Here is a 26,927-nt window from a genome sequence, read left to right on the forward strand (position 1 = left end):
TTGGGGATACTTCCTCGGGGCTGGCATCGTGACGTGATTCTCCCTTCCGCCAGCAGATGATGCTGGCTTCAGGGCCTCCACGAAAGTCGGAGTGGTTCAGGGGCATCCGGACCGCCGACAAGGCACGGTTGGCGCGGGGGGCCAAGGCCTGGCGCGCGGGCGACGCGACGGCCTTCGACGACATCGTTCCCGCCCTTCGCTACCGGCCTTGAGCATCACGATGAACGAGAGCCCGTGCGCCTGATCCCGCCGGATGGGTGACGACGAACGCCGATCTCCGGGACGGTGTCATCGGTTCCAGGCGGTCTCCCGCTGACCCGGTCGATCCCCGGAAACGCAAGGGCGGCCCAGCCATCCGGCTGGGCCGCCCTTCGCGTAGGCCGCGGGCCGCGTACGGGCTGATCACACTCGGCTTCCCGGGCGCAGCAGGCCGAGCGTGCGGATCCTCGGCGCGCGAAGGACGGGCCGGCTGGACGGGGTTCGGGACCGGGGTCCCGGCAAGACGGGAAGGAAGTCCCTTTGGGGGTGCTCGCCCGGTCGTGGACCTTTGAGACATGGTTCGAACCGCCGGCGAAGCGTGCGACGTCCTCCTGCGTGACGGCGGGGTGGCGCGCATCCGCCCGTTGCGGCCGGCCGACCGGGAGGCCCTGCACGAACTGATCGCCAGGTCTTCCCCGCGTTCGGCGTATATGAGGTTCTTCACCGGAGGCGCCGCCTCGGCCCATGCGTACATGGACCGGATCACCGGGCCCGGCTACCACGGGCACGCCCTGGTCGCTCTGGTCGGCGGCCGCGTGGTCGGCGTGGCGGAATACATCGCCGATCCGGACGGGTCGGAGGCCGAGGTGGGGATCCTGCTGGACGACGCGGTGCACGGCTGCGGGCTCGGCACGCTGCTGCTCGAACATCTCGCGCTGGACGCGGCGGACGAGGGAATCGAGGAACTCGTCGCCACCGTCCTGCCGCAGAACCGGGCGATGCTGCGGGTGCTGAACGATCTCGGCCTGCCGGTGGAGACGCGATACGACGACGGGCAGGTCGAGATCCGCATCGCCACCCGCCCCACCGAGCGGCTCGTGGCCGAGATCGAGGCGCGGGCGCACGAGGCGGAGCACAACTCCATCGCGCACATGTTCACCCCGGAGTCGGTGGCCGTGATCGGCGCCGGCCGTCACGAGGCCCGCGTCGGGCACCGCGTGCTGCGCAACCTGATCGACGGAGGCTTCCCCGGCCCGATCTATCCCGTCAATCCGCGGGCCACCGAAGTGTGCGGCCTGCCGGCCTACCCGGACGTGGCCTCGCTGCCCGGGCCGGCGGAGCTCGCGGTGATCGCCACCCCGGCCCCCACCGTGCTCGGCATCGCCCGCGAGTGTGCCCGCCATGAGGTACGTGCCCTGGTCGTGCTGACGTCCGGATTCGCCGAAGTGGGAAACCGCGAGGCCGAACGGGAGCTGCTGGAGATCTGCCGGCAGGCGGGCATGCGGCTGGTCGGGCCCAACTGCCTCGGTGTGGTGAACACGGCGGCGCGCCTGAACGCCGGATTCCTGCCCACACCTCCTTCCCCGGGTCCGCTGGGGGTGATGTCGCAGTCGGGCGCGGTGGCCGCGGCCATGATCGAACGCGCCGGGCAGCTCGGCCTCGGCATCTCCTCCTTCGCCTCCGTGGGGAACAAGGCGGACGTCAGCGGCAACGACCTGCTCGAATACTGGGAGGACGACCCGGCCACCCGCGTCATTGGCCTTTATCTGGAGTCGTTCGGCAATCCGCGAAGGTTCGCCCGGATCGCCCGCAGGATCAGCGCCCGCAAACCGATCATCGCGGTGAAGAGCGGGCGCAGCGCCGCGGGCAGCCGGGCGGTCCGCTCGCACACGGCCGCCGCGGCGACGCCCGATGTGGCCGTGGACGCGCTGTTGCGCGCCTGCGGCGTCATCAGGGAGGACAGCGTCCAGGATCTGCTCGACACCGCCCGGCTGCTGGCCTTCCAGCCGCTGCCGGACGGCCCTCGGGTGGCGATCGTGGGCAACTCCGGAGGCCCGCAGGCGATGACGGCGGACGCCTGTGAACGGCTCGGCCTGGTCGTGCCGGAGTTGTCCCCCGCCACCGCGGAGGCGCTTCGCCCCCGGCTCCGGCCGGCGGCGGCCGTCGGCAACCCCGTCGACCTCACGGCCGAAGCCGACGCCGGGGACATCGCCTTCGCGATCGCGACGGTCCTGGCCGACCCGGGCGTCGACGCCGTGCTGACCGTCTACACCCCGCCGTTCGGCTCGGGCCTCGACGCGACGCGCGAAGCGATCGCGGCCGTCACGAGGAACGCGGCGAAGCCCGTGCTCGCCTGCCTCGCCGGGCACGACGAACTCGTCGACGGCCGGGTGCCCGCGTACGCCTTCCCCGAACAGGCCGTGCACGCCCTCGCCCGGGCGGCCGCGCACGCCGCCTGGCGCGCCCGGCCGCCGGCATCCCGCGAGGACCTCCCCGGGATCGACTCGGCGGCCGCGCGGCGGATCATCACCGCGGACCTCGCCGCTCATCCCCATGGACGATGGCTGGACGAGGGCACGGCGGCCCGGCTCCTGTCGGCGTACGCGATCAACACGGCCGAGTCCGTCCCGGTCGACGGGCCGGAGAGGGCGGCGGAGGCCGCGTCGGTCGTCGGTCTGCCCGCCGTGCTCAAGGCCGTCGGCCCCGGGTTGGTCCACAAGTCCGACGTGGGTGGTGTGCGGATCGGCCTGCGGGCGCCCGACGAGGTCCGGCAGGCGTACCGGGAGATGGCCGACCGCCTCGGCCCCGCGATGACAGGCGCGATCGTCCAGGCCATGGCAGGCGAAGGGACCGAAATGATCATAGGCGGCGTCGCGCACGAGACCTTCGGGCCGCTGATCATGGTTGGGCTCGGCGGTGTCGCGACCGAGCTGCTGGCCGATCGCGCCTTCCGCGTGCCGCCGATCGACAGGGCCGAGGCCGCCCGCATGATCGCGGAGCTGCGGTGCGCGCCGCTCCTGTACGGCTACCGCGGACGGCCGGCGGCCGACGTGGCGGCCCTGGAGGAGCAGATCGTCCGCGTGGGCCGGTTCATGGACGATCTGCCCGACGTCGCGGAGCTCGATCTCAACCCGGTGATCGTGACACCGGATGGGGCCGTGGCGGTGGACTGCCGGGTGCGGCTCGCCGCCGCCCCGCCGCTCCCTTCACCCTTCCGGCGCCGCCTCCGCTGATCCCTTCCGGTGCCGTCGCCTGCTTCTGAGCACGCCCTGCCCTCAGAAGCGACGACCGCCGTGGGGACCGGGGACTTTCGCCCCTCCCCGCGCAGAGCGGGTAGGCGGGACGGTTGAGTCATGACGATCGCGAGAACAGAACTCCGTCCGATCCCCCGGCGACAGGACGGTGGAAGGGACCGTGACGAGGCCACGGGTCCGCTCGCACGGCGTGCCGTACGGGAAACCCTGCGCGAGGTGTTCACCGACGTGGTGGACGACGTGCGCCTGGTAGAGATCGACGGCATGGTGCACGTCTACGTGTTCATCCGCCCCATCGCCTCCGCCTGCCCGGAACACATCCGTGCGACCGCTCGTGAGGCGTACCGGGCCGTTCACTGCGAGCCGGTGGTCGCTCATGTGGCCGCGTCCTGCTCCGCCCATGGACGTTGAGCTCCCAGGTCTCGTCCGGATCGCGAGAGCCCACACCGCGGCACGGCCCGGTCGTGAGAGCCCGCTCCCGCGATGTCACCCGCGAGAGCGATGTCACCCGCGAGAGCGATGTCACCCGCGAGAGCGATGTCACCGGCGAGAGCGATGTCACCGGGAGAACGGCCTGGGCCACGCGGTCACCACCAGCAGGGCCACCACAATGGCGATGCCCCCGGTGACGACCGGGTCGTAGTGCGATCCGGGGAAGAGGGACCAGCCGACGTTGGAGGCGGCATGGCAGACGACCGCGGTGAGCACGCTCGTGCTGTGCAGATACAGCCAGACGATGACGACCCGCAACGCCACCGTGTACAGGCACTGGCCCGCTATCCACAGCGGGCCGTGGCCGGCCTGCGCGTAGGGGACGATGTGCCAGACCGCCCATGTCACCCCCAGGATGACGCCGGTGACCGGCGGGCCCCAGCGGGTGGACAGCGGATCGGTGGCATACGCCGTCCATCCCGCCTCCTCGCAGGCGGCGGCGACGAGGAACACGGCGAACAGCAGCGGGACCTCGACCAGAGAAACCCGCAGCCCGGGCAGTGACCGGCCCAGCAGGACCATCACGGCGTACGAGCCGGCCATGACGCCCAGCGGCAGCGCGATCGCGAGTGCGTGCCAGCGGCCGGGACGGGGAGCGGCACGCCAGTCCACGACGCGCTGCAGCAGCCGCTTCACGGCGCCGCGTGGCTCATGACGGCGGACCAGCAGCATCGCCGCCAGCAAGGGGCAGCACGCCATCAGCGCGCTCACGGGCAGGGTCTCCGACAGGCGGCCGGCCACGGCACCGGCCAGCCAGAAGGGCACGGACAGGGCGAAAGTCAGCGCGATCAGCCGCACGGGCGACCTGTGGTCCGGCTCCGTCCACCCGCTCACACGCCGCTCCTCGAACCATGGCCGACGCCTCCTGCCGCCGCCCCTGAGTGAGCCGCGGACGCAGCCGAAGACATGTAGATGAGCCGCGCGGACCACCCTAACCGTGATTCGCGCGGTGTTTCCGGCGGTTCTGCCACATCCGGGACCTCGCAGGCGTCTCTGCAGTTCCATGGTGGCAGGACGCATGACGGCGACGGGGCTGCGCGCGTGATGCAGGACGGGCCGGGCGCTTCACGCCGGCTTCTCACCCGCGGAGTCGACGATGCGCCGGGCGAACTCCAGACGAGGTCTGTCGATCATCTCTCCGTCGACCCGTACGGCGGCGCCCGCGGACCCGGCCGCCGCGTCGAGCACGCGCCGGGCCCAGTTCAGCTCCGCGTCCGAGGGCGAGAACGCGCCGCGGACGACGGCGACCTGGCGCGGGTGCAGACACAGCTTGCCGGTGAATCCCATGGCCGCCGCCCGGCGGGCGGCCTCCAGGGCCGCCGCATCGTCGTCGATCTCGGGCTCGACCCCGTCGACGGGCCCGGGCAGCCCGGCGGCCCTGGCCGCGAGCACGACCTTGCTGCGCGCGAACAGCAACGCCTGCTCGTCGCCGCCCCGTGAGGGGATGCCCATGTCGAGACAGAAGTCGAGGTTGCCGAACAGGAGCCGCGCCACGCCCGGCGCCTGTGCGATGAGATCCGCGTCCCGTACGCCCCGGGCGGATTCGAGCAGCGCGAAGACCGGCACCCGGGGGCCGAGCGCGGCGGCCACCGACGCGACGTGCTCGGCCGCCTCGGTCTTGGGGAGGACGACTCCGGCGAGCCCTTCGGCCCCGGCGAGCGCGGCCAGGTCGTCGGCGTGCCACGGCGTGCCGATCCCGTTGATCCTCACCAGAGCCGGGTGGACGGAGACGTGGCCGGCGGCGGCCGCCCGCGCCCGTGCCTTGTCCAGCGGGGCGACGGCGTCCTCGAGGTCGATGACGACCGCGTCCGCGCCGCTGGCGGCGGCCTTCGCGAAGCGGTCGGGCCGGGTGCCGGGCACGAAGAGCAGGGTCCGCGCCGTCGTCCCGTACGCCCCGGTCATGGTGTGCCGGGACGCGGGTCGAGCCCGGCGGCCTTCAGAGACCTCTCGTCCCACCGGGGTTCGACGGCGACGCGGCCGGGACCATGACCCCGCCGGTAGACCAGGAGGGTGCGCTCGAAGCTGATCACGATCACGCCGTCCTGGTTGAACCCGATGGTGCGCACCTCCACCACGCCCACGTCGGGACGGGACTTCGACTCGCGCACCGAGAGCACTTCCGACTGGGAGTAGATCGTGTCGCCCTCGAAGACGGGATTGGGCAGGCGCACCCGGTCCCAGCCCAGGTTCGCCATGACGTTCATGGACACGTCGTGCACGCTCTGCCCGGTGACCAGGGCCAGGGTGAAGGTCGAGTCGACCAGCGGCCTGCCCCACTGCGTCCGCTCCGCGTAGTGCCGGTCGAAGTGGATGGCCGCGGTGTTCTGGGTCAGCAGGGTGAGCCACGCGTTGTCCACTTCGGTCACCGTACGGCCGAGCGGGTGCCGGTAGACGTCGCCGACGACGAAGTCCTCCAGGTAGCGGCCCTCCCAGCTCACTGACGGCGTCCGGGGCTCCGGGGAGGCGGTTGAGGCGGTTCCGTTCTCGTCCACGTCGGGGTCTCCTTGTCGATGGTGTCGGTACGCCGGTGCCGCCCTCGCCATACCCGGAGCGGCCGAGCCGGTCTTCAGTCGCGGGCCAGGCCCATGAGCAGGCCGCCGGCCGAGACCGCCGGGCTGCTCGTCAGGAACAACGGTGTGCCCGCCTCGGGCGCCCGCACCTCGGCGAAGACCTCGCCCCAGACGTCGCTCATCGTTCCCAGCAGCCCGCCGGCCGGCACCTGCTCCCCGACCGCCGCGGCGGGCTCCCACCAGCCCTCCCGGTCGGTGCGCAGCCAGTGCCATCCCTCGTGCAGGCGGGCCTCGCGCACCGGCCACGGCTCACCGTCGAGCACGCCGACGGTTCTGGCGATGTTGGTCAGCCCGGCCAGGTGGCGGTCGATCGCCGCCCGGTCGAGCAGGCCGTTCTGGCCCGACTCCGCGACGATCGCCGGGATGCCGGCGTCCGCCGCGGCCGCGCACGTGCTGCCCGCCACGGTCCGCGCCCGCGCGGCCTGCCTGACGACGTGCCCGGCGCCGTACGCCAGGGCGAGCTCCAGCGAGGCCGCCTCGACCGGCGACTCCTCGAAGATCGTGAACGGCTCCAGCGACTCGGGCAGGTCGCCCGCGTGCATGTCGACGAGATAGTCGGAGCCGAGGACGAGCTCGGTGAAGACGTGGTGCGCGAGCACCCGCGTGAACGAGCCGCCCGGGTCGCCGGGGAAGCTCCGGTTCAGGTTCTCGCCGTCCACCGGGACGACGAACGGCGCCCTGGCCCAGAATCCCGGCACGTTCACCACGGGCACGACGACGATCCGCCCGGAGACGGCGGCGGCGTCGAGGTTCCGCACGAACTCGCGGACGGCCGCGATCGAGGCGTACTCGGCGCCGTGCACGCCGGACAGCACGGTGAGCCGCGGTCCGTCGCCGCGGCCCCGGATGTCGAAGTACGGGATGCCGAGCCCGTCCGGGCCGGGGCCGGGGACGTTGAGAGTGCGCCGCTCGATCATCGCGCCGCGGTCCCGAGGTCGGGCAGCGCCTCGGCGAGGAAGTCGCGCATCGCCTGCTGGAAGAGCTCCGCCTCCTCGATCTGCGGGGAGTGCCCGGACTTCTCGAAGACGACGAGCCTGGAGTTCGGGATGAGGGAGGCGATCGTCTCCGACGACGACACGGGAGTGACCCAGTCGTACCGGCCCACGGTGACGAGAGTGGGGCAGGTCACGGACGGCAGTTGCGGCTTGACGTCGTAGATCGGCGCGTTGTGCTGGAAGCACCAGTTGTGCGCCTCGTGGCGGTAGATGCCGGCCTCGACGCGCGCGGCCGCCTTGACCGGGTCGTACTCGTGGTCGTACAGCGGGATCAGCTCGGCCCAGCGGGCCTTCAGGTCGTCGTCGTCGCGGATGTCGCCGCTCCAGTAGCGGTCGTAGTTCTCCCAGTCGAGCTCCACCCGGGTCTGCTTGCGCGCGTTCTCGTGGGCGATCTCCAGGTTGGTCCGGTCCGGTGAGGTGTCTCGAAGGATCATCGCCCGCACCCGGTCCGGGTAGGCGATCGCGTACTCCATGGCGATGAATCCGCCGTAGGAGCCGCCCGCGATCACGACCGACTCGGCGCCGGCCCACTCGCGCAGCGCGTCGACGTCGGCGGCCCACTGGGCGTGCGAGTAGGGCGGGACGCCCTCGCTCAGGCCGCAGCCGCGGGCGTCGAACACCACGACGCGGAACAGGTCGGACAGCGGGCCGAAGGTCGCCTTCGGCTCGGCCAGCGAGCCGATGCCCCCGCCGCCGTGGTGGGCGATCAGCACGGGTGCGCCCTCCTCGCCGAGGACCTCGACGTTGAGCCGCGCGCCGTTGATGTTCACGAACATGTGCACTCCTTGCTGAGGAAACGCGGGCGCCTGGCTCAGGCCGCCGCGGAGTCGATCCAGGCGGCCACGATCTGGTCGAGCACACCGAGGGGGACGGCGCCGTTGCCGAGCACCGTCCCGTGGAAGGCGCGGATGTCGAAACGGGATCCGAGGCGGCCTTCGGCCACGGCCCGCAGGCGGCGGATCTCACGGCGGCCGATCATGTACGCCAGCGCCTGCCCTGGCCATGCGATGTAGCGGTCGATCTCGTTGCGGACGTTGGCCCGCGTCGTCGCGGTGTTGTCCCACATGAATTCCATGGCCTGCTGCCGCGACCAGCCGAGGTGGTGCATGCCCGTGTCCACGACCAGCCGGCAGGCGCGCAGCGCGTCGAACGAGAGCATCCCCAGCCGGGCGATGTCCGAGGTGTACAGGCCCATCTCGTCGGCGAGCCGTTCGCTGTACAGGCCCCAGCCCTCGACGTACCCGCACACCTCGGCGTCCAGGAACCGCCGGTAGGCCGGAAGGTCCGTCAGGGTCTGCGCGGAGGCGATCTGCAGGTGGTGCCCGGGCGTGCTCTCGTGGAAGGCCAGCGCCTCGTACTCGTACACGAACCGCTCGTGCGGGTCGGCCGTGAGGACGCAGTGGGCGCCGGGCCGGGACCCGTCGCCCGCCGGCGGCCGGTAGTGGGCGAGCGCGGCGTTGCCCGCCTCGATCGGGTTGATCTCCTCGATGACGCAGTCGGCGATGTCGTACGCCGGGAACCAGTCGTCGCGCGCCTCCTCGGCCCGGCGCAGGGCGTCGGTCACCACGTCGACGATCTCGGCGGCCGAGCCGAACCGCAACGAGGGGTCCTCCCGCAGCCGGGTCAGGACCTCGCCCACGTCGCTCGTGCCGAGCACCCGTCCGCCCAGCTCGGCCCATTCCTGCCGCAGCTCCGCGAGACAGTCGAGACCGATCTGGTGGATCTCCTCCGGGGACAGGTCCGTGGTGGTGTGACGCCGTACGGCGGCCCGGTAGCCCTCCTCGCCACCGGGGACGAAGCGGACGCCGACCCGCTCGTCGGGCCGGGCCACGGGCAGCAGCTCGTCCCGGAGGCCGGCGAGCAGGCGCCGGAGCGCGGGACGGACGGACTCCTCGACGATGCCGGCCGCGCGCGCCCTGACGCTCCCCTCGTCGACGTCGGCCGGCAGCCGATGGCCGAGCAGGGTGTCGTCGGCCAGGCTCAGCGAAAGGTGCCCGGTGAGCTGGTCGATGGCCTGGCCGACGCCGACCCGGGTGGGAATCCGCCCGTCCTGTTCGGCCGCCCGATAGCGGTCGAGGATCGCGTCGATGAACGCGGGCAGGGCGCTCAGCCGCCGCAGGTACTGGTCGACGGCCGCGGCGTCGGTGAGGGACGCGGCCGGGACCGACATGAACATCATCGCCTGCGGTGAGGAGTAGCCGTCCGCGGACGCCCCCGTCTCCCACAGGCCGTGCTCCAGGTCGGACCGTACGCCCCAGGCGAGGCGGCCGAGCACGGCGTGGTTGATCCGGTCGGCCGGGTTCAGGCCGTCCGGGTCGATCTCCGCGAGCCGCCGTTCGATGTCCGCGATCTTCGCGGCGTCGGCGGCGGCGCCGGAGCGGCTGGGGTCGGGCACCAGCCCGTCGAAGCCCGAGACGCCGAGCAGCGTGGCGCTGAAGGGGTCGGCCGTGTGCTTCACCTGGAAGAACTCGTCGCTGAGCCGGGCGAGCCGGTCGTTCGCCGGGGGCTGGACTTCAGGAGTCACTGATCCTCTTTCCATTCGGGAGGGTTAGGCCCAGATCCGCTCGAGCGCCCGGAGGATGTTGCCGCCGAGCACGGCCGTGATCTCGCTGTCGGAGAACCCTTCCTGGACGAGCAGGCCGCAGATGTTGTGGAAGTTCTCGGTCGGGTTCTCCAGCCCGTCGACGTACTCCACCTTCTCGAAGGAGGGGCCGCCGGGCGCGGCGGCGCCCACCTTGAGCAGGTGCCCGAAGACGGTGTGCAGGCCGACGTGGTCGCCATAGAGGGTGTCCGGCCCGAACGCGACGTGCTCGATGCCGACCAGGTCCAGGCAATACCGGAAGTGGTCCATCACCGACAGGATCGTGTGCCGGGGATGGGCCTCGGACAGCGTCGTGTGGGGCGCCGCCGACATGCCGATGACGCCGCCGGTCTCGGCGACCGCGCGCAGGACGTCGTCCGGCTTCATCCGCGGCGTGTCCCAGACCGCGCGCGCCCCCGCGTGGGTCATGAACACCGGGCGCTCGCTCACGGCGCAGACGTCGAGGCCGGTCCGGTCGGAGGAGTGCGAGATGTCGATGGCCAGGCCGAGCCTGTTCATCCTGGAGACCGCGCGCCTGCCGAAGTCGGTCAGCCCGCCGTCGGTGGTCTCGTTCAGGCCGCTGCCGAGGGCGTTGGCGTCGGAGTAGGCGATGCCGATCTGCCGGAGGCCGAGGCCGTACAGGACGTCGAGCCGGTCGAGCTCGTTCTCGATCGGCGTCGCCGCCTCCAGGCCGAACAGCAGCCCCACCTTGCCCGACCTGTGGGCGTGCTCGATGTCGTCCATCGTCCGGATCACGATCACGCCGGACTGGTGGGCGATGTCGGCCTGGCGCATGCCGAGGTCGGTGATGATGTCGAGCCAGCGCCACGGGGCGTTGCCGGTGACGCAGGCGGTGCCGTCCATCATGTTGTCGAACACGACGGTCATGCCCGACGCGAGGAGCCCGGCGAACGCGGTGTGCTGGCGTCCGGTCCTGTTGTATTCCGGCGTCTGCCGCATGTCGGCGGGGAACCGCACGGGATGGTCGTGCAGGCTGATCACGATGTTGTCCCGCAGCAGCCGCTCGGCCCGTTCCCGCTCCAGCTCGCTCAGGCCGCCGGCGTACGGCGGCACGCGGCCGAACTCGGGGGCCAGCTCGATGGCCGGGAAGTCGACGCCGGGCGTGAGATAGCCGTACGACTCGTAGGCGCCCGCCGTCACCGCGTGCCGTCCCTGTGCACCGGCGCCAGCCGGTGCGGCCCGTCGGCGAGCAGCCGCCACAGCCGCTCCCAGGCGCGCATCCCCTCGCGCAGCCGGGAGATCCGCATGAACTCGTTCGGCGCGTGCAGGTTCTCGTCGGCGGTGGAGAAGGAGAAGAACAGCGTCTTCGCGCCGAGGACCTCCTCGAACAGGGCCGTCGCGGGCAGGGTCCCCGCGATGACGGCCAGCAGGACGTCCTGGCCCGGGTAGACGTGCGCGAGCGCCTCGGTGGCGGCGCGGATCGCCGGGTGATCGGCGGGGATCGTGTACGCGGGCACCCCGCCCTCGTCGGGGCGGACGGCGACGCGTACGCCGGGGATCTTCTGGGCGAGCACATGGTCGGTGATCGCCTGGAGCACCCGCTCCGGGCGCTGGCCCGGCACGAGCCGGCAGGAGATGTGGGCGGTCGCGACGTGCGGGATCACCGTGTATTTGCCACCGGCCAGGACACCGTTGATCTCCAGGGTGGGCCGCTCCCACAGCCGCTCCAGCGTGCTGTAGCCGGCCTCGCCGAAGAGGGCGTCGAGACCCAGGTCGTCCCGGTAGCGGTCGTCGTCGAACGGCACCGCCGCGATGGCGGCGCGGCGCTCGTCGCTCAGCTCGGGGATGCCGTCGTAGAAGCCGTCGACCGCGACCCGGCCGTCGGCCGTGTGCAGGCCGGCCAGGATCTCGCTCAGGGCGTGCACCGGGTTGGCGACGGTGCCGCCGTAACGCCCGGAGTGCAGGTCGGTGGCGGCGCCGCCGACCTCGACGGTGAGCGTCACCAGGCCCTTGGACGCGATCGATAGCGAGGGCTCGCTCGGCCGCCACATCGCCCCGTCGGCCGAGATGACCAGGTCGGCCGCGAGCTCGTCCGCGTGCTCGCGCAGGTAGGCGGGAAGGTGGGGGCTGCCGATCTCCTCCTCTCCTTCGAAGAGGAACTTGACGTTGAGCGGCAGCGCGCCCTCCTGCTCGATGAACGCCTGTGCGACCTTGAGCACGATGAAGACCGGGCCCTTGTCGTCGGTGACCCCGCGCCCGCGGATCACGTCGCCGTCGACGCGCAGCTCGAACGGCGGGGTGCGCCACTCGGCGGGATCGCCGGTCGGCTGCACGTCGTAGTGGCCGTAGACCAGGATGGTGGGGGCGCCGGGCGCCCCGAGCCACTCGCCCCGGACGATGGGGTGACCTTCCGTGGCGACGACCCGTCCGCCGGCGAAGGACAACTGGGCCGCGAGCCATTCGGCCGCGGTCCGCATGGTCTCCGCGGAGGCGTCCCGGCTCACGCTGGGCACCGCGACGTACGCGGCGAGCTCGTCGAGGTAGGCGGCGGTCGAATCGAAGTCGGTCGAATCAAAAGAGAGCATGTCCACCATCAATCGAGAGGGTCTGACCGGTGATCCAGGATGAGGATTCGGAGACGAAGAACCGGACGCCGTGCGCGATGTCCTCCGGCCGGCCGAGCCGGCGTACGGCGATGCCTTCGACGAGCGCGGCCTGCCCCTGCTCGCCGTAGCTCTCCCACTGCTGGATCGTCGTGGGGTTGGACAGGACGAACCCCGGCGCGATGCAGTTGACCGTGATGCCGAACCGTCCTAGCTCGTGCGCCATCTGCCGGGTGAAGCCGATCTGCCCGGCCTTCGCGCTGGCGTAGGCCTGGATGCCGGTCAGGCTGACGCTGCGGCCCGCGCCCGACGAGATGTTCACGATGCGGCCGGAGCCGCGCCGCTTCATGCCCGGCACCGCCGCCCTGGTGCACAGGAACGTGCTGGTGAGGTTGGCCGCGACCACGGCGGACCAGTCCTCGTCGCCGATCTCCTCCAGCGGGTGGTGGACCTGGCCGACCACGCCGCCGGCGTTGTTGACCAGGATGTCGACGTCGCCGATCTCGGTGAAGAAGGCGTTGACCGCGGACGAGTCGGTGACGTCCACCGTGTCCTTGTCGACGCCGTGCACCCGGACCCCGTCCGCCTCGAGCGCGGCGGCGATGGCCGCCCCGATCCCGTGGGCCGTGCCGGTGACGACGGCGACCCTGTCCCTGGCTTCCGTCACTGGTCGAGCCATCCCTTCTCGAGCAGCTCGCGGACCTCGGCCACGCCGGCGTCCCACACGACCTGCATGTCCTCGTCGCTGCGCTGGTAGGCCCCGCCCAGGCTTCCGTCCGGGGAAAGCTCCCTCATCTCGCGCGCGGTCACGTTGTCGGCCAGCGACCTCGGGAGGACAGGCGCGCTGCCGCCGGGGATCTCGGCGCCGGCGACCCTGGTCCAGGCGAAGTTCTCCAGCCAGGAGCCGTGAAACTGGTCGTCGTCGAACCGGGACGCCGCCTCCGCCGTCTTCGGGGCGTTGTACCAGCTGTGGAACAGCACCTCCACGCGTTCGTCGCGCGGCGCGCACACCCATTCGCGGATGAGGCCGGCGACGGGGGCGTTGCCGCCATGGCCGTTGATCACCGCGATCCGCCGGAACCCCTGGGATGCCAGGCAGTCCAGCAGGTCGCGGATCACCTCGATGTACGTGCTCATCCGCAGGCTCATGCTGCCCGGATACTCCACGAAGTACGGCGCCATGCCGAACGGCAGGACCGGCAGGACCGGAACGCCGAGCGGCTCGGCCGCCTCCACCGACACACGCTCGGCAAGCAAGGCGTCCGTCCCGAGCGAGAGATACCCGTGCTGCTCGGTCGATCCGACCGGGAGCACGATGCGATCGTCGCGTTGGAGGTAGTCGGCTATCTGCATCCAGTTGCTGTCGAAGACCCGCACCGGTCCTCACACTCCGTTCGATGATGCGAAGTGAAACCTATGTCGACCTTGATGGTGGTCAACTGTAAGGGAAGTTTCGTCTCATACTAACCATTTGCCCGACGAATGCCAGGCTTTCACTGCAAACGCATTCGGTTCGCCTGTCCGCGGCGTCCGTCCCGCAGCGCGATGTGGCAACCGTCATACGGTGACTTCGGCGGCGGTGCGCTTTCCGTGCTCCATCCGTGTCCCCGGCCGGGTAGCCTTCCCGCCATGCCCCCTCGCCGTCGTTCCCCTGCTTCGCATTCCTCGGCCGCTCCCCTGCGTGCCGTCGCCGACGTGTCCGTCCCGGCGCCTCCGGTCCCGCTCGACGATGTAGACCGGCAGATACTCGTGCTGCTCAGCCAGGACTCCAGGCGCTCGCAGCGGGCGCTCGCCCGTGAGCTCGGCATGTCCGCCCCCGCGGTCGGAGAGCGCATCGCGCGGCTGGAGCGTCTCGGGGTGATCCAGGGGTACGGCGTGCGCGTGAACTGGAGCGCCGCGGGCTATCCGATGACCGTGTACCTGATCATCACGGCGGTCCAGGGCTACCAGCAGCAGGACCTCGTCCAGCAGCTCTCCGTGATCCCCGAGCTGGAAGCGCTCGACATCGTCACCGGCGCCATGGACATGCTCGCCCGGCTCCGCGTGCGTGACCACCTGCATCTGCGGCAGCTGCTCATGGACTGCATCTGGCAGATCGAGGGCGTGCAGCGCACCGAGACCGCGCTGAGCCTGGTGGAGATAGAGCCGAAGAACCTGGTGGCCGACCTGCTGTCGGCCCCGCCCGGTGAGCCGGCCTGAGCGGCCCGGCCGGCTCACCGGGATCGTGTGGAGGTCCGTGTGCCCGAAGGCGTTTCGGGGGCGGGTCACGGACCTCGCGGCGGCGTGGCCATCCTGGGCGGTCCTAGCCCCTGCTGCCGGCGGCGGCGCGCAGCCGCTCGATGCGTTCCGCGTCGTATCCGAGCACCTCGCCCAGGACGTACGCGGCGTCCTCGTCGCGCCGGGGAGCGCGCATGTGGGTGCGTTTCCCCGCACCCACCCGCAGCGGGCTCGCGACCTGCCGCACGGTGCCGAAATAGGGGTGCTCGGTCTCGACGACCATGCCCCTGGCGACGGTGTGCGGATCCCGCAGGGCCTGCGCCACGGTGTTCACCGGCCCGCACGGCACCCCGGCCGCCCGCAGCAGGCCCAGCCAGTGCTCGCTCGTGCCGGTGGCGAACACCGCCTCCAGCTCGGCGACCAGCGCCTCGGCGTTCTCCCGCCGGGCGGCGAAGTCCCGATATCGGGGGTCGTCCGGCCACTCCGGGTGCCCGAGGGCCTCGGCGAGCCGGCGGAAGAACTTCTCCTTCGGGCAGGCGACCACCAGCCAGCCGTCTCCCGTCGGGAAGGCCTGGAAGGGCACGAGCGACGGGTGGGCGGAGTGGTGGGTGCGCCGGGGCTCGAAGTCGCCGTTGAGCCGCCAGGCGGCCGGATAGGTCAGCATCGAGATCGCCGTGTCGAACAGGCTGACGTCGCAGTCGGCGCCGACGCCGTCGCGCCGCGCGGCGTGCAGCGCGGCCAGGATGGACGCCGCCGCGACCAGCCCGCCCGAGTAGTCCACGAGCGACAGCCCCGACTTGGTGGGCGGTCCGTCGGGCTCGCCGGTGAGGTCCATCCAGCCGGCCATGCCCTGCAGCACGTAGTCGTACCCGGGCTCGGTGCTGCGCGGCCCGGTCATGCCGAACCCGCTGAGCGAGCTGCACACGATCGCCGGGTTGAGATGCTTGAGGTCGTCGTAGCGGATCCGCAGCTTGGCCGGGACGTCCCCCCGCAGGTTCGAGTGCACCACGTCGCTGACCCTGACCAGGTCCTCGAACACGGCGCGGCCCTCCGGCGTGGAGATGTCGAGGCTGAGGCTGCGCTTGTTGCGGTTGAACGTCTCGAAGAACAGGCTGTCCTCGCCGTGCTGCTCGGGAACGACGTATCTCCCGATGTCACCGCCGGTCGACGGGTCCTCGATCTTGATGACCTCGGCTCCCAGGTCCGCCAGGTGCACGCTGCCGAACGGTCCCGCGCCGTACTGCTCGATGGCGATGATCCTGACGTCCTCCAGCGGCATCACGGCAGGACCGGCTTTCCGCGTGCCGCGGCGATCGCCGCCACCCGTGCCATCTCGTTTCCCACGATCATCAGTCCCTCGTCCACTCCCATGCCGGGCTTGGCCAGCACCTGTCCCGCGCCGCAGGCCATGGCGACGTTGGCGCTGACCTGCGCCGAGCGGTCCGTCTCGTTGCACGTGCCGCCGCAGTACGCGACGAGCCCGCGGTCGCGCACCAGCAGCAGCGCCTCGATCGTGTTGCCGATGCCGCCGAGGTCCGGTGTCTTGACGTGGATCACGTCGGCCGCGCCCCGGCCGACGAACATCTCGATGTCCTCCAGGGTGTTGCACCACTCGTCCACGGAGATCTTCACCCGTGCGTCCATCCGCCGCAGGGCGGACCGCAGCCGGACGTACGTCTCGATCTGCGCCTCCCGGTTCCCGGCGTCGATGGGGTGCTCGACCACCAGCTCGTACGGGACCGCGATCTCCCCGAGACGGGCGAGATAGGCGGCGACCGCGTCGACGTCGCCGTCGAAGGCGAGGCCCACGGTGCCGTAGGTGTCGATGTGCAGCCTGGGCGTGTACGCGCTGTCCGGGCGCAGCTCCCCGATCCTCTTCACCAGCCACCGCAGGTAGTCCTCGAGGATCTCGCCGCCCCGGCCCAGCTTGGTGTCGACGTTGTTGATCAGGCCGTGCGGAAGGACGTCCACCCGTTTGAGGATCATCTTCTCCGCGTTGGCGTACCGGTCGTCGCCGGTCTGCGCGAACATCGGCACCGGTCGCAGATCGACGCCGGTGGCGTACTCGTCCCGGACGACCTCGGCCATGGTGAGCCGCCGGCTCTGCGCGACGGCGTCGAGCACCGCCTGCGTCACGCCGTAGCGGATGGCCGTGTGCAGCGGGCCTGAGGCCGTACGGCACGCGTCCACCCGCCCGGCCAGCTCGCGGAACGAGCCGAGCTCCGCGCCGGTCAGCATCGGGACGAGGTGCTCCTCGACGTCCCGGCGGGCCGCCTCGGCGCTGAACAGCGGGTCGCGGCCACCGGCGCCGCTGTACTGCACCGCCGCGCAGTCGCCGTAGGCGACCGAGCCGTCTTCGAGGAACAGCATCACCGACAGCGCCTCGCCCGCCTGCCGTACGGCGGAGAACCCGGGCGTGACCGGGTCGCCCGCGTAGGTGAAGCCGTCGTGCTCCGCACCTGCCCTGATCGCCGCCTGGTCGTCGGCGAAGAAGCCGGCCCGCACCGGCTGCGCGAGCACCTTGACGATCTTCATTCGACCAGCCCCCGGCACAGCAGCACGACGGTGATGAACGTCTGGTAGATCCACAGCGGGTCGTCTCCGACGATGACCGCCGACAGGTCCCCGGTCCGCTCGACTCCGGCGATCCTGGCGGCCAGCTCGCAGTAGTCGCTGCTGCGGAAGGAGATGCCGAGCGTGACCGGCAGCTCGAAGGACGGCGGCGCCGCGCCCGCCAGGTGCTCGACGGCCTCGTGCGCCCGCTCGCGGATCAGGTCCCGCGCGGCCTCCGGGTGCAACGCCTCGGCGGAGAAGCGGGACACCGACCGCTTGACGACCGCGGCCTTGATCCCCGGGCAGAACCGCTCGGTCTCCTCGGCGGTCGTCGCGTCACCGGTGACCAGCACGATCGGCACCTGGTGCGCGGCCGCCACGAGCGCGTTGATGCCCGCCTCACCGGCGACGACGCCGTTGATCTTCACCTCGGCGAACGCCGACGGGAAGTAGGTGTGCGACAGGACCGAGCCCCTGCTGCCCATCGATCCGTGATAGGAGACCAGGAAGATCGCGTCGAAGGTGGAGTCGAGCCCCTGCATCATGTACATCGGCTTGTAGCGGCCGGACAGATAGCCGGCGCGTCCGGCGAGCGCGTCCGGTTTCAGGTTCGCCATCTTCGAGTGCGCGTCGTTCACCAGGAACTCCGTGGCGCCCGCCCGCATCGCGCCCTCGATGGCGGCGTTGATCTCCCCCGTCAGCAGCTCGGTGTAGTACGGATACTGCGAACCGCCGATGACGCACTGGTCCCAGTCGACCACGCCGGCGGTCCCCTCCATGTCGGAGGAGATGAAGATTTTCACGACAGCACGCTCCTCGGGCGGGACTCCGGACCGGTCGAGCTCTCGGTCATCACCACGTAGTACGAGCCGGCCTGTCCCGCCGCCGCACCGTGCCGGCCGTCCGGCGTGAGGGCGAGACAGCGCAGCTCGGCACGGAACTCGTCGGGCAGGGTGGCCGCGTCGGCGAGCATCGCCAGGCACGCCTCCGAGGGGTCGAGCCCGCGCGCGATGTCCGCGACGATGCCGCGGGCGCCGAGGACCCGCATGCTCAGCTCTCCCCGGCCGGTGCACGCGGCCCCTCCGTACCGCGCGTCGGCGTAGTTTCCCGCGCCGGGAACGGCGGAGTCCCCGATACGCCCCGGGTATTTCCAGGGGTAGCCGCTGGTGGACACGCCCACGACGAGCTCGCCCGAGGCGTCGAGGGCGATGATGTTGATGGTCCCCCAGGGCCCGTCGTGCGGGGCGAAGCGGTTGACGAGTTCGAGCGCGGTCCGGCGGTACAGCTCGTCACCGGCCTGCGCCGCGGTCCGCTCGCCTTCGACGGACTCGTCCGAGGGCTGGAGCGCCGACACGAACAGCTTCTTGGACTCCTCGGTCAGCAGCTCCGCGCGGGCGAATCCGTTCTCCTCGGCGAACAGCTCGGCGCCCTCGCCGACGAGGAGGCTGTGCTGCGGCAGCCGCTCCAGGACGGCCCGGGCGATGGAGACGGGGTTGGGAAACCCCTTCACCGCGCCGACGGCGCCGAAGGCCCTGGTCGAGCCGACCATCACCGACGCGTCGAGCTCCACCACGCCCCGGGCGTTCGGCAGCCCGCCGGTCCCGACGTAGTGGTCGTCCAGGTTGTCCTCGCACCTGCGCAGACCGGCCTCGACCGCGTCCAGCGCCGAGCCGCCGCGGGCGAGTATCTCCATGGCGGCGGGCAGACCTGCCTCGCTCCGCTCGCTGCCGATGACGATCGGACCGCTCACGCGATCACTCCTTCGGGGTGGTGGGACAGGTGCACGCAGGCGGCGTGCCTGGCCGGGTCACGGGGATCGGCGAGCAGCGGCGGCTCGTCGGCGCACGCGGCGACGACGGACGGGCACCGGTCCGCGAAGCGGCAGGGGCGGGTGCCGTCGCGCTCGGCCGACCGCGCGACCTCCTCCCGCATGGGACCGAGGTCGCCGGTCTTGTCCTCCTCCGCCTCCACCGGGCCGTGCGCGCCGACCAGGCGGGGCACCGAGCCGATGAGCAGCCGGGTGTACGGATGCGCCGGGTCGTCGAACAGGGTGTCGGTGACCCCGGTTTCGACGATGCGGCCCCGGTACATCACGGCGGTGCGTTCGCAGATCTGCCGTACGACAGCCATGTTGTGCGAGACGAAGATGACCGACAGGTGGAGCGTCTCCTTGAGGTCGGCCAGCAAATTGATGATGGTGGCCTGGACCGACACGTCGAGGGCGGAGACCGGTTCGTCCGCCACCAGCACGGACGGCTCCAGCGCCAGCGCCCGCGCGATGCCGACGCGCTGCCGCTGCCCGCCCGAGAACTGACGCGGGCGCTGGCCCAGAGCGCTTTCCGGCAGGCCGACCAGGTGCATCAGCTCGCGGTTGCGCTCGTCCACCTTGTTGCGCGGGACCAGCTTGTGATACCTGAGCAGCTCCGAGAGCATCTGCCCGACCGTCATCCGCGGGTTCAGCGAGCTGTAGGGGTCCTGGAAGACCATCTGGATCGCGCGCTGCTGCGCCCGGGTGCGTCTCTCCGGAAGGACCTCGCCCTGGTAGCTGATCGTGCCCGCCGTGGGGCGGTAGAGGCCGACGATGGTGCGCGCGAGGGTCGACTTGCCGCAGCCCGACTCGCCGACGAGGCCCAGCGTCTCCCCCTTGCGCAGCACCAGGTCCACGCCGTCGACGGCGCGGTTCACCACCGGCTTCTTCCGGAAGAGCCGGTCGGTCACCGACACGGGAGGAGTGAAGTGCCGGGCCAGGCCCTCGATCGAGAGAATCTCGTCAGCCTCCGTCACCGCGTGCTCCCCGCTTCCTGCTCGGCCATCGCATTCCACCGCTCCGCCGTGTCCACGCGCCGGCAGGCGCTCCGTCTCCCCGGTCCGGCGGGCACCGGCTCCGGCTCGCCCTCCCGGCAGGCGTCCTCGGCGAACGGGCATCGGGGGGCGAAGGAGCAGCCGGTCAGAGGCTGAGTAAGGTCCGGCGGCCGGCCGTGGATGGTCAGCAGCCGGGCCACCCGCCGGTCCGGGTCGGGCACCGACCGCAGCAGGGAGAAGGTGTACGGATGCCGGGGCTCGGTCACCAGGTCGACCAGGTCGCCCGACTCGACCACCTTGCCCGCGTACATGACGTACAGCCGCGAGCAGGTCTGGCTGACCACGGCCAGGTCGTGGCTGACCAGCAGCAGGCTGACGTTCTCCTCCTGCTTGAGCTGCCGCAGGACGCCGAGCACCTGGGCCTGGATCGTCACGTCCAGGGCCGTGGTCGGCTCGTCGGCGAGGATGAGCCGGGGCTTGGTCGACAGCGCGATCGCGATGCAGACACGCTGGCGCATCCCGCCGGACAGCTGGTGCGGATACAGCTCGTAGCGACGCTCGGGATCGGCTATCCCGACCTCTCTCATGAGGTCGACGGCGATCGCCCTGGCCTCGCCGCGCGACTTGCCGAGCCTGCGCAGGGGCGCCTCGGCGATCTGGTCGCCCACGCGCATGACCGGGTTCAGCGCCGTCAGCGAGTCCTGGAAGATCATGCTCATCGTGTCGGACAGCCGGCTCCGCAGTTGCTTGGCAGGCAGCCCGGTGACGTCCTCGCCGTCGATGAGGATGGTTCCCGAGACGATCCGCGCCGGGCGGGGCAGCAGCCCGAGCAGCGCGCGCAGGGTGAGGCTCTTGCCCGAGCCCGACTCGCCGACCAGCCCCACCGACTCGGCCGCGCCCACCGTGAGGGACACGCCGCGGACCGCGTGCAGCCGCGCGTGCGGCATGGGGATGTCGACGTGCAGGTCGTGCACTTCGAGCAGCGGAGGGGTCATTGGTTCGCCTTCTCCACGATGCCGTCCGCGATCAGCGCCAGTGCGAGTCCCGTGACGACGACGGCCAGGCCCGGGATCGTGGACATGTACCACTTGGTCAAGAGGAACTGCTGACCTTCCTGGATCATGGTTCCCCAGTCGGGGGTCGGCGGCGGCACGCCGAGGCCGAGGAAGCCGAGGGTCACGATCGCCAGCAGGGTGAGCACGATGTCGCTCATCGAGAAGATGATCGCCTGCAGGACGACGTTCGGCAGCAGGTGCCGGAGCAGGATCCGCCATGTCGGCAGGCCGCTGGCCCGCGCCGCCATGGCGTACTCCTGCTCCTTGGCGACGAGGACCTGACCGCGGACGATGCGGCAGTACGCCACCCATCCGACCAGGGTCACCGCGACGTAGATGCTGGTCGTCCCCGGCCCCATCGCGAACACCAGCGCGATGACCAGGACCAGGAACGGGAACGCGATCACCATGTCCACGATCCGGCCGATGACGGCGTCCACCCATCCGCCGAACCATCCCGCGATCAGCCCGATCAGGCTGCCGATGATCAGCGGCGAGATGACCGCCACCACGCCGACCCGCAGGTCGACCCGGGCTCCGTAGAGCAGCCGGGCCAGCACGTCGCGTCCGAGCGCGTCGGTGCCGAGCAGGTGGCCCGGCGCGCCGGGGTCGAGGAATGCGGCCTGGAGGTTCTGCTTGATCGGGTCCTGGCTCGTCAGCAGGGGCGCGCAGAGCGCGAGGGCGACGATCAGGCCGAACAGGATCAGCCCGGCGACGAGCGGCGCGTTCCCCCGCCCACGCCGCCGGCGGCGGCCGGAACCCGCCGGCGCGGCGGGGGCCGCGGAAGTGATCGCGCTCATGCGAGCTGAACCCGGGGATCGAGGGCGGAGTGGGCCACGTCGGTCAACAGGTTCACGACCACGACCATGATCGCGAAGACCAGAGTGATTCCCTGCACGGTGGGGAAGTCCCTTCCGAAGATGGAATTGATCATCTGCTGCCCGATGCCGGGGAGCGAGAAGACCCGTTCGACCACCAGCGTCGATCCCGTGAGATAGGCGATGTTGACGCCCAGGACGGTGACGGACGAGACGGCGGCGTTGCGCAGGGCGTGTCCGAGCACCACCCTCGCGGTGCTGATCCCCTTGCTGTGCGCCGTCACGATGTAGTCGCTGCTCAGCACCTCGATCATGCTGGCGCGCAGGCTGCGGATCACGATCGGCGCGAGCGTCAGGGCGACCGTGATGCCGGGCAGCACGATGCCGCGCACGTGTTCGGCCAGGCTCTGGCCGTATCCCCCGACCGGGAACCAGCCCAGCTTCAGCCCGAAGACCACGATGAGCGCGATGCCCAGCAGGAACGCCGGCAGCCCCAGGCCCACGACCGGCACCGCCCGGATGATGTTGTCGGCGATCCCGTTGCGCCGCGCCGCGGCCAGGACGGCCAGCGGCACGGCGATCAGCAGCGTGAAGAAGGTGCCCGAGACCAGCAGCCAGATCGTCACCGGCAGGCTGGTCGCGATCAGCCCCAGGACCGAGCTGTTGTAGACGTAGGAGAATCCGAGGTTGCCCTGCAGCAGGTGGCCCAGGAACGTCAGATACTGGCTCAGCAGTGGCTTCTCGAGCCCCATCTGGTCGCGCAGTTCCTTGACCGCCTGCGGCGTGGCGTGCACCCCGAGCAGGGTCGCCGCCGGGTCTCCCGGGATCAGCCGGATCAGGAAGAAGACGATGAACGAGATCCCGAGCAGCACCGGGATCAGCGACACCACCCGTTTCAGGATGTAGACGACATATCTCATCGTTGCTCTCGCTCCAGGTTCTCAGTCCGCATCGGCCCGGCTCAGAGCGAGACGTCTTCCATGTGGTACGACCCGGTCGGCAGCACCTTGAAGCCCTGCACGCTGCTCGCCGTCGCGTACGGGAAGGGCGTGTAGAACAGGAACGCGAGGAACGCGGATTCGGCGGCCTTCTGCTGGAGCTCGCTGTACAGGGCCTGGCGCTTGGTCTTGTCGAACTCCTTCTGCGCCTTGTGGACCAGATCGATGAGCTCCGGGTCGTCGAAGCCGGTGTCGAAGGAGTGCCCGCCGGACGTGGGATCGAGTGCGAACTGCGCCAGCTCGTCGGGGTCGGCCAGGTCCATCGTCCAGTAGGAGTGCGCGATCTCGTAGTCCAGCTTGCCGGTCATGTCGTGCTGCGCGCTCGGGTCCACGTTCTGGATGTTCATCGTGATGCCCAGCTCCTTCAGCGACTCCTGCAGGACCTGCGCGATCGCCGCGTCCACCGCGTCGCCCGACATGGCGAGCCACGTCGTGGTGAAGCCGTTCGGCACGCTCGACTGGGCCATCTCCTCCTTGGCCTTGTTCATGTCGTACTGGATGCCGGGGCAGTTCTTGTCGTAGAACGGCGTGGACGGCATCAGGAACGAGTTCGCCGGGGTGCCGTTGCCGAACAGGATGGTCTTGATCAGCGCCTCCCGGTCGATGGCATACGAGATGGCGCGGCGCACATGAACGTCGTCGTACGGCTTCTTGTGCTGGTTCATCATGATGTAGTCCGTCCGGGTGGACGGGAACAGGTCGACCTTCACGTTGGGCGTGTTCTTGAGCTGGTCGAGGCTGGAGAACGGCGGGCTCTCGTTGATGTGCGCCTGCCCGCCCTGCAGCTGGATCGCGCGGGCGTTGCTGTCCGCGACCACCTTCCAGGTGACCGAGTCGAGGTACGGCTTGCCCGCCTGCCAGTAGGAGGGGTTCTTCTTCAGCGTGAGGGCACTGCCCTTCTGCCAGGTGCCCCACACGAACGGGCCGGTCCCGATCGGGCTGGCGTAGAACTCGTCCTTGCTCTTGCCCGCGTAGTCCTTGGGGATGATCCCGTTGTTCGGGCAGCTCAGGTCGGCGAGCAGCGGCGCCCACGGATACTTGGTGGTCACCACGACGGTGTAGTCGTCCGGCGTGGTCACCTCCTTGATCGCGGAGTTGATGAACTCCCAGCCGCCCTTGGTCTTGCTCGACTCGTCGATGGAGAACTTCACGTCCGCCGAGGTCATCGGCTGGCCGTTGTGGAACTTGACGTCCTTCCTGAGCTTCAGGGTGCACGACTTGTTGTCGGGCGACATCTCGTAGCTCTCCGCGAGCCAGGGCCTCACCCCCTGGCCGTCGTCCGTCATGGCCACCAGCGGCTCGTAGATCTGCGCGTAGGTCCAGATCGAGGCGTTGCTGAACACCATCGTCTTGTCCATGTTGACCGCGTCGTGGTCGCGGACGATGACCAGGTCGCCGCCCTTCTTGGCCGCGCCGGACGCGGCGCCGGACGAGGCGCCGGTGGAGGTGTCCGACGACGATCCGCAGGCTGCCAGCAACGGCGCGGACGCGAACGCCCCGAGGCCGAGCGCGCCGAGGTAGAGCATCCGGCGCCGGCTGATATCAGGTCCCCTGAGGCCGGCGAATATCTGCGAGGCCGATGGGATCGATGCGTCAGTGCTGTGGTCAGACATGCCTATCCTTCACGAGATGTCGCGGCGCTGCGCGGGGGTCGCTGTCGACCGAGAAGAGGCCTCAGCAACGGCCTTGGAGGATCCGATGGAGGATCAGATCGGTCTGCGACGAAGTATTGGAGCATGACGACGTTTCGTAAAGGTTACGGCGTCGATCAACTGTCATACGTAAGGTCGCCGTCCCGACTTCACCAGCAGATGAAGACTAGAGCATTCAAATCGGTTCAGGTAGTGTCCAACGGCAAAGCCCCCCAATCACTCCCAAACCAGGCGGCTTCTCATGCAACTGACGATCATCGGCGCGGGCGCGATCGGCGGCACGATCGGTGCGCACATGGTCCGCGCCGGCCACGACGTGCTCCTGTGCGACGCCGATCCCGCGCACGTCGAGGCGATCAATCGCGACGGCCTGACCATCGAGGGGCCCGTCGAGAACTTCACGGTGAAGGCGCGGGCGGTCACCCCCGATGGCCTGCCGGAACGCCTGCACCACGTCGCGATCGCGGTCAAAAGCCATCACACCGACCAGGCCGCGCAGCTCGTGCGCGATCGGCTCGATCCCGGCGGATGGCTGGTCAGCTTCCAGAACGGCCTGACCGCCGACCGGCTCTCCGCCGTCGTCGGCGCCCACCGGCTCATCGTGAGCTTCGTGAACTTCGGCGCGGACGTCCTCGGCCCGGGCCGGATCATGCAGGGCAACATCGGCACCTTCCGGGTCGGCGAGCCGGCCGGCGGCGAGATCACCCCGCGGGTCCGCGAGCTCGTCGAGGCCCTGCCGTACGCCGAGGCCACCGGCAACATCATGGGCTTCCTCTGGGGCAAGGAGGCCTACGGCGCGATGCTCTACGCGGGCGCCGTCTCCGACCTGTCCATCGCCGACTCCCTGGAGGCGCCCGAGTGGCGGCCCCTCATGCTCGGCATCGCCAGGGAGGTGCTCGCGCAGGCGCCGGTGAAGCCCGAGGGATTCGACGGCTTCGACCCCGACGACCTCGAAGGCTCGCTCGACCGGCTCGTCACGTTCAACCGCAACAGCGCGAAATCCCACAGCGGCATCTACCGCGACCTGATGGTCCGCAAGCGCAAGACCGAGGTCGACGACCTGCTGCACGACCTCTCCGGGCCGCTGACGACCTTCACCGGCGAGCTGATCAAGGCGATCGAGCGGGGCGAGCGCACCTGCGAGGTCGCGAACCTCCGCCTGCTCGCGGCGTACGAACGGGCCGAACGGCTCGGCCGGCCGCTCGACGCCGTGGTCACCCTGTTCCCCGCGCCTTCGCGCGCGCCCGAGGGGCCCCTGCACGGCGTGCCCGTCGCCGTCAAGGACATGATCGACATCGCCGGGCACCCGCGCGGCAACGGCAATCCCCACTCGATGCGCGCCGAGCCCGCCGCCGCCGACGCCCCCGTCGTCCAGGCGCTGCGCGCCGCAGGCGCGGACGTCTTCGCGGCGACCTCGCTGCTGGAGTACGCGGCCGGCGCGGTCCACCCGGAGGTGCCGGAGGCCATGAACCCCTACAACCCCGGGCGTACGGCAGGCGGGTCCCGCGGAGGATCGGCCGCCCTCGCCGGCGCCGGCGTGTGCCCGGGGGCACTGGGCACCGACACGGGCGGCTCCATCCGGATCCCGGCCCACTACTGCGCCGCAGTCGGATTCAAGCCCAGCTACGGCGCGCTGCCGGTCGACGGCGTCGAGCCGCTCGCCCCCACGCTCGACCACGTGGGGCTGCTCGCCGGCGACGTCGCGACCACGACCACGGTCTTCTCGGCTCTCACCGGCGACCGCCCCCTGACCCGGCCCGGTGCCGGCATCCGGGTCGGCGTGCTCCCCGGCCTGCTGGAGCGCGCCGAGGTCGAGCCCGACGTGGCCGCCGCGGTCGGGGCGGCGCTCGGCACCCTCCGCGACGCCGGCTACTCCGTCGTCGAGGTGGACGGCTCGGTCTTCGAGGAGCTCGACGCGACGTTCGCGCACATCCTGCTGTACGAGGCGTGGCAGGTGCACGGGGCGCGGGCGAGCGCGGATCCCGGCCACTACGGGCCGGAGACCCTGCGGCTGCTGCGCGCCGGCTCCGAGGTGAGCCAGGCCGACTACCGCAAGGCCCTCGCCGTACGGGAGCGGCTGCTGCCCGCCGCGACCGAGGTCTACGCGGGCGCCGACGTCCTGCTGACGCCCGCCGCGCCCTTCGTCGCGCCCGTCACGACACCTCCCGTGGACACGCCGGAAGGCGCCGCGGAGGGTCTGTTCACCGGCATCCACAACCTCACCGGAGCCCCGGCGCTGGTGCTGCCCTGCGGCTGGAGCGCCGACGGCCTCCCGATCGGGCTCCAGCTGTCGTCCGCGCCGGGCACCGACATGGAACTGCTGGCCGTGGCCGCCCACGTCGAGTCGACGCTCGCCGTGGACGTCCGCAGGCCCGCCTTCAACTGATCGAACGACAC

General features: G+C 70.9%; 23 protein-coding genes. 4 read left to right on the forward strand and 19 right to left on the reverse strand.

Annotated elements, in window-relative coordinates; all coding sequences use genetic code 11:
* Positions 1 to 554: 554 nt before the first annotated feature.
* Together FLV34_RS29205 and FLV34_RS29210 are read left to right on the forward strand one after the other, a co-directional pair.
* A complete protein-coding gene (locus tag FLV34_RS29205; protein ID WP_147944633.1) occupies positions 555 to 3,212 on the forward strand; it encodes a GNAT family N-acetyltransferase in 2,658 nt (885 codons plus the stop codon).
* Between the two features lie 120 nt (positions 3,213 to 3,332).
* Entirely contained in the window at positions 3,333 to 3,644 is a 312-nt protein-coding gene (locus tag FLV34_RS29210) for a hypothetical protein (protein WP_142621424.1), read from the forward strand.
* Positions 3,645 to 3,791: 147 nt separating this feature from the next.
* Here the strand turns inward: FLV34_RS29210 and FLV34_RS29215 are convergent, their stop codons facing one another.
* The 10 genes from FLV34_RS29215 to FLV34_RS29260 form a co-directional block, all read right to left on the reverse strand.
* Positions 3,792 to 4,559, reverse strand: coding sequence for a CPBP family intramembrane glutamic endopeptidase (locus tag FLV34_RS29215; RefSeq protein WP_168065921.1), 768 nt, complete (start codon positions 4,557 to 4,559; stop codon positions 3,792 to 3,794).
* A 231-nt stretch (positions 4,560 to 4,790) separates the two neighbouring features.
* Entirely contained in the window at positions 4,791 to 5,627 is an 837-nt protein-coding gene (locus FLV34_RS29220; protein ID WP_142621428.1) for a CoA ester lyase, read from the reverse strand.
* Positions 5,624 to 6,217, reverse strand: coding sequence for a MaoC family dehydratase (locus tag FLV34_RS29225; RefSeq protein WP_244312846.1), 594 nt, complete (start codon positions 6,215 to 6,217; stop codon positions 5,624 to 5,626). Before FLV34_RS29225 ends, FLV34_RS29220 begins: the two co-directional genes overlap by 4 nt.
* 74 nt (positions 6,218 to 6,291) lie before the next feature.
* Positions 6,292 to 7,212: a succinylglutamate desuccinylase/aspartoacylase family protein gene (locus FLV34_RS29230; RefSeq protein WP_142647683.1), complete on the reverse strand. Its 921-nt coding sequence runs from the start codon at positions 7,210 to 7,212 to the stop codon at positions 6,292 to 6,294.
* The gene (locus FLV34_RS29235; protein WP_142647685.1) at positions 7,209 to 8,066 is read right to left on the reverse strand and encodes an alpha/beta fold hydrolase; all 858 of its coding nucleotides are present in this window, start codon (positions 8,064 to 8,066) and stop codon (positions 7,209 to 7,211) included. Before FLV34_RS29235 ends, FLV34_RS29230 begins: the two co-directional genes overlap by 4 nt.
* 35 nt (positions 8,067 to 8,101) lie before the next feature.
* The gene (locus tag FLV34_RS29240; protein ID WP_187280774.1) at positions 8,102 to 9,814 is read right to left on the reverse strand and encodes a DUF885 family protein; all 1,713 of its coding nucleotides are present in this window, start codon (positions 9,812 to 9,814) and stop codon (positions 8,102 to 8,104) included.
* A 24-nt stretch (positions 9,815 to 9,838) separates the two neighbouring features.
* The gene (locus tag FLV34_RS29245) at positions 9,839 to 11,032 is read right to left on the reverse strand and encodes a dipeptidase (RefSeq protein ID WP_147944635.1); all 1,194 of its coding nucleotides are present in this window, start codon (positions 11,030 to 11,032) and stop codon (positions 9,839 to 9,841) included.
* A complete protein-coding gene (locus FLV34_RS29250; RefSeq protein WP_147944636.1) occupies positions 11,029 to 12,417 on the reverse strand; it encodes a dipeptidase in 1,389 nt (462 codons plus the stop codon). Before FLV34_RS29250 ends, FLV34_RS29245 begins: the two co-directional genes overlap by 4 nt.
* Positions 12,404 to 13,102: an SDR family NAD(P)-dependent oxidoreductase gene (locus FLV34_RS29255; protein ID WP_142647691.1), complete on the reverse strand. Its 699-nt coding sequence runs from the start codon at positions 13,100 to 13,102 to the stop codon at positions 12,404 to 12,406. The genes FLV34_RS29250 and FLV34_RS29255 overlap by 14 nt, the downstream gene beginning before the upstream one ends.
* A complete protein-coding gene (locus FLV34_RS29260; protein ID WP_142621443.1) occupies positions 13,099 to 13,812 on the reverse strand; it encodes a creatininase family protein in 714 nt (237 codons plus the stop codon). Before FLV34_RS29260 ends, FLV34_RS29255 begins: the two co-directional genes overlap by 4 nt.
* Before the next feature lie 252 nt (positions 13,813 to 14,064).
* On the opposite strand from FLV34_RS29260, the gene FLV34_RS29265 reads away from it, so the two are divergent.
* On the forward strand, positions 14,065 to 14,634 hold the full coding sequence (locus tag FLV34_RS29265) for an Lrp/AsnC family transcriptional regulator (protein ID WP_168065925.1): 570 nt from the start codon (positions 14,065 to 14,067) through the stop codon (positions 14,632 to 14,634).
* A 103-nt stretch (positions 14,635 to 14,737) separates the two neighbouring features.
* Here the strand turns inward: FLV34_RS29265 and FLV34_RS29270 are convergent, their stop codons facing one another.
* From FLV34_RS29270 to FLV34_RS29310, 9 genes are read right to left on the reverse strand one after another with little or no spacing between them, the layout of a single operon-like run.
* Positions 14,738 to 15,931 carry a CaiB/BaiF CoA-transferase family protein gene (locus FLV34_RS29270; protein WP_261985951.1) on the reverse strand — a complete coding sequence of 398 codons (1,194 nt, stop codon included), beginning with the start codon at positions 15,929 to 15,931 and terminating at the stop codon, positions 14,738 to 14,740.
* Entirely contained in the window at positions 15,931 to 17,187 is a 1,257-nt protein-coding gene (locus FLV34_RS29275) for a methylaspartate ammonia-lyase (protein WP_142621449.1), read from the reverse strand. Before FLV34_RS29275 ends, FLV34_RS29270 begins: the two co-directional genes overlap by 1 nt.
* Entirely contained in the window at positions 17,184 to 18,008 is an 825-nt protein-coding gene (locus FLV34_RS29280; RefSeq protein WP_142621451.1) for a M55 family metallopeptidase, read from the reverse strand. Before FLV34_RS29280 ends, FLV34_RS29275 begins: the two co-directional genes overlap by 4 nt.
* The gene (locus FLV34_RS29285; RefSeq protein ID WP_147944638.1) at positions 18,005 to 18,955 is read right to left on the reverse strand and encodes a N(4)-(beta-N-acetylglucosaminyl)-L-asparaginase; all 951 of its coding nucleotides are present in this window, start codon (positions 18,953 to 18,955) and stop codon (positions 18,005 to 18,007) included. Before FLV34_RS29285 ends, FLV34_RS29280 begins: the two co-directional genes overlap by 4 nt.
* Entirely contained in the window at positions 18,952 to 19,989 is a 1,038-nt protein-coding gene (locus FLV34_RS29290; RefSeq protein WP_167530543.1) for an oligopeptide/dipeptide ABC transporter ATP-binding protein, read from the reverse strand. Before FLV34_RS29290 ends, FLV34_RS29285 begins: the two co-directional genes overlap by 4 nt.
* Positions 19,986 to 21,002, reverse strand: coding sequence for an ABC transporter ATP-binding protein (locus tag FLV34_RS29295; protein WP_167530547.1), 1,017 nt, complete (start codon positions 21,000 to 21,002; stop codon positions 19,986 to 19,988). The genes FLV34_RS29290 and FLV34_RS29295 overlap by 4 nt, the downstream gene beginning before the upstream one ends.
* Entirely contained in the window at positions 20,999 to 21,862 is an 864-nt protein-coding gene (locus FLV34_RS29300) for an ABC transporter permease (RefSeq protein ID WP_147944640.1), read from the reverse strand. Before FLV34_RS29300 ends, FLV34_RS29295 begins: the two co-directional genes overlap by 4 nt.
* Positions 21,859 to 22,800, reverse strand: coding sequence for an ABC transporter permease (locus FLV34_RS29305; RefSeq protein WP_142621458.1), 942 nt, complete (start codon positions 22,798 to 22,800; stop codon positions 21,859 to 21,861). Before FLV34_RS29305 ends, FLV34_RS29300 begins: the two co-directional genes overlap by 4 nt.
* A gap of 41 nt (positions 22,801 to 22,841) precedes the next feature.
* Positions 22,842 to 24,404, reverse strand: coding sequence for an ABC transporter substrate-binding protein (locus tag FLV34_RS29310; protein ID WP_167530548.1), 1,563 nt, complete (start codon positions 24,402 to 24,404; stop codon positions 22,842 to 22,844).
* A 367-nt stretch (positions 24,405 to 24,771) separates the two neighbouring features.
* On the opposite strand from FLV34_RS29310, the gene FLV34_RS29315 reads away from it, so the two are divergent.
* Positions 24,772 to 26,916, forward strand: a complete 2,145-nt coding sequence (locus FLV34_RS29315) for an amidase family protein (protein ID WP_147944641.1) — start codon at positions 24,772 to 24,774, stop codon at positions 26,914 to 26,916.
* The last annotated feature ends 11 nt before the right edge of the window (positions 26,917 to 26,927 follow it).

Source organism: Microbispora sp. CSR-4 (assembly GCF_008033685.1).
Lineage (GTDB): Bacteria > Actinomycetota > Actinomycetes > Streptosporangiales > Streptosporangiaceae > Microbispora.

Coding starts and splice junctions, on each gene's coding strand:
- FLV34_RS29205 (WP_147944633.1), top strand. CDS start 555: ATGGTTCGAACCGCCGGCGAAGCGTGCGACGTCCTCCTGCGTGACGGC.
- FLV34_RS29210 (WP_142621424.1), top strand. CDS start 3,333: ATGACGATCGCGAGAACAGAACTCCGTCCGATCCCCCGGCGACAGGAC.
- FLV34_RS29220 (WP_142621428.1), bottom strand. CDS start 5,627: ATGACCGGGGCGTACGGGACGACGGCGCGGACCCTGCTCTTCGTGCCC.
- FLV34_RS29230 (WP_142647683.1), bottom strand. CDS start 7,212: ATGATCGAGCGGCGCACTCTCAACGTCCCCGGCCCCGGCCCGGACGGG.
- FLV34_RS29235 (WP_142647685.1), bottom strand. CDS start 8,066: ATGTTCGTGAACATCAACGGCGCGCGGCTCAACGTCGAGGTCCTCGGC.
- FLV34_RS29250 (WP_147944636.1), bottom strand. CDS start 12,417: ATGCTCTCTTTTGATTCGACCGACTTCGATTCGACCGCCGCCTACCTC.
- FLV34_RS29265 (WP_168065925.1), top strand. CDS start 14,065: ATGCCCCCTCGCCGTCGTTCCCCTGCTTCGCATTCCTCGGCCGCTCCC.
- FLV34_RS29270 (WP_261985951.1), bottom strand. CDS start 15,931: ATGCCGCTGGAGGACGTCAGGATCATCGCCATCGAGCAGTACGGCGCG.
- FLV34_RS29275 (WP_142621449.1), bottom strand. CDS start 17,187: ATGAAGATCGTCAAGGTGCTCGCGCAGCCGGTGCGGGCCGGCTTCTTC.
- FLV34_RS29295 (WP_167530547.1), bottom strand. CDS start 21,002: ATGACCCCTCCGCTGCTCGAAGTGCACGACCTGCACGTCGACATCCCC.
- FLV34_RS29300 (WP_147944640.1), bottom strand. CDS start 21,862: ATGAGCGCGATCACTTCCGCGGCCCCCGCCGCGCCGGCGGGTTCCGGC.
- FLV34_RS29305 (WP_142621458.1), bottom strand. CDS start 22,800: ATGAGATATGTCGTCTACATCCTGAAACGGGTGGTGTCGCTGATCCCG.
- FLV34_RS29310 (WP_167530548.1), bottom strand. CDS start 24,404: ATGCTCTACCTCGGCGCGCTCGGCCTCGGGGCGTTCGCGTCCGCGCCG.
- FLV34_RS29315 (WP_147944641.1), top strand. CDS start 24,772: ATGCAACTGACGATCATCGGCGCGGGCGCGATCGGCGGCACGATCGGT.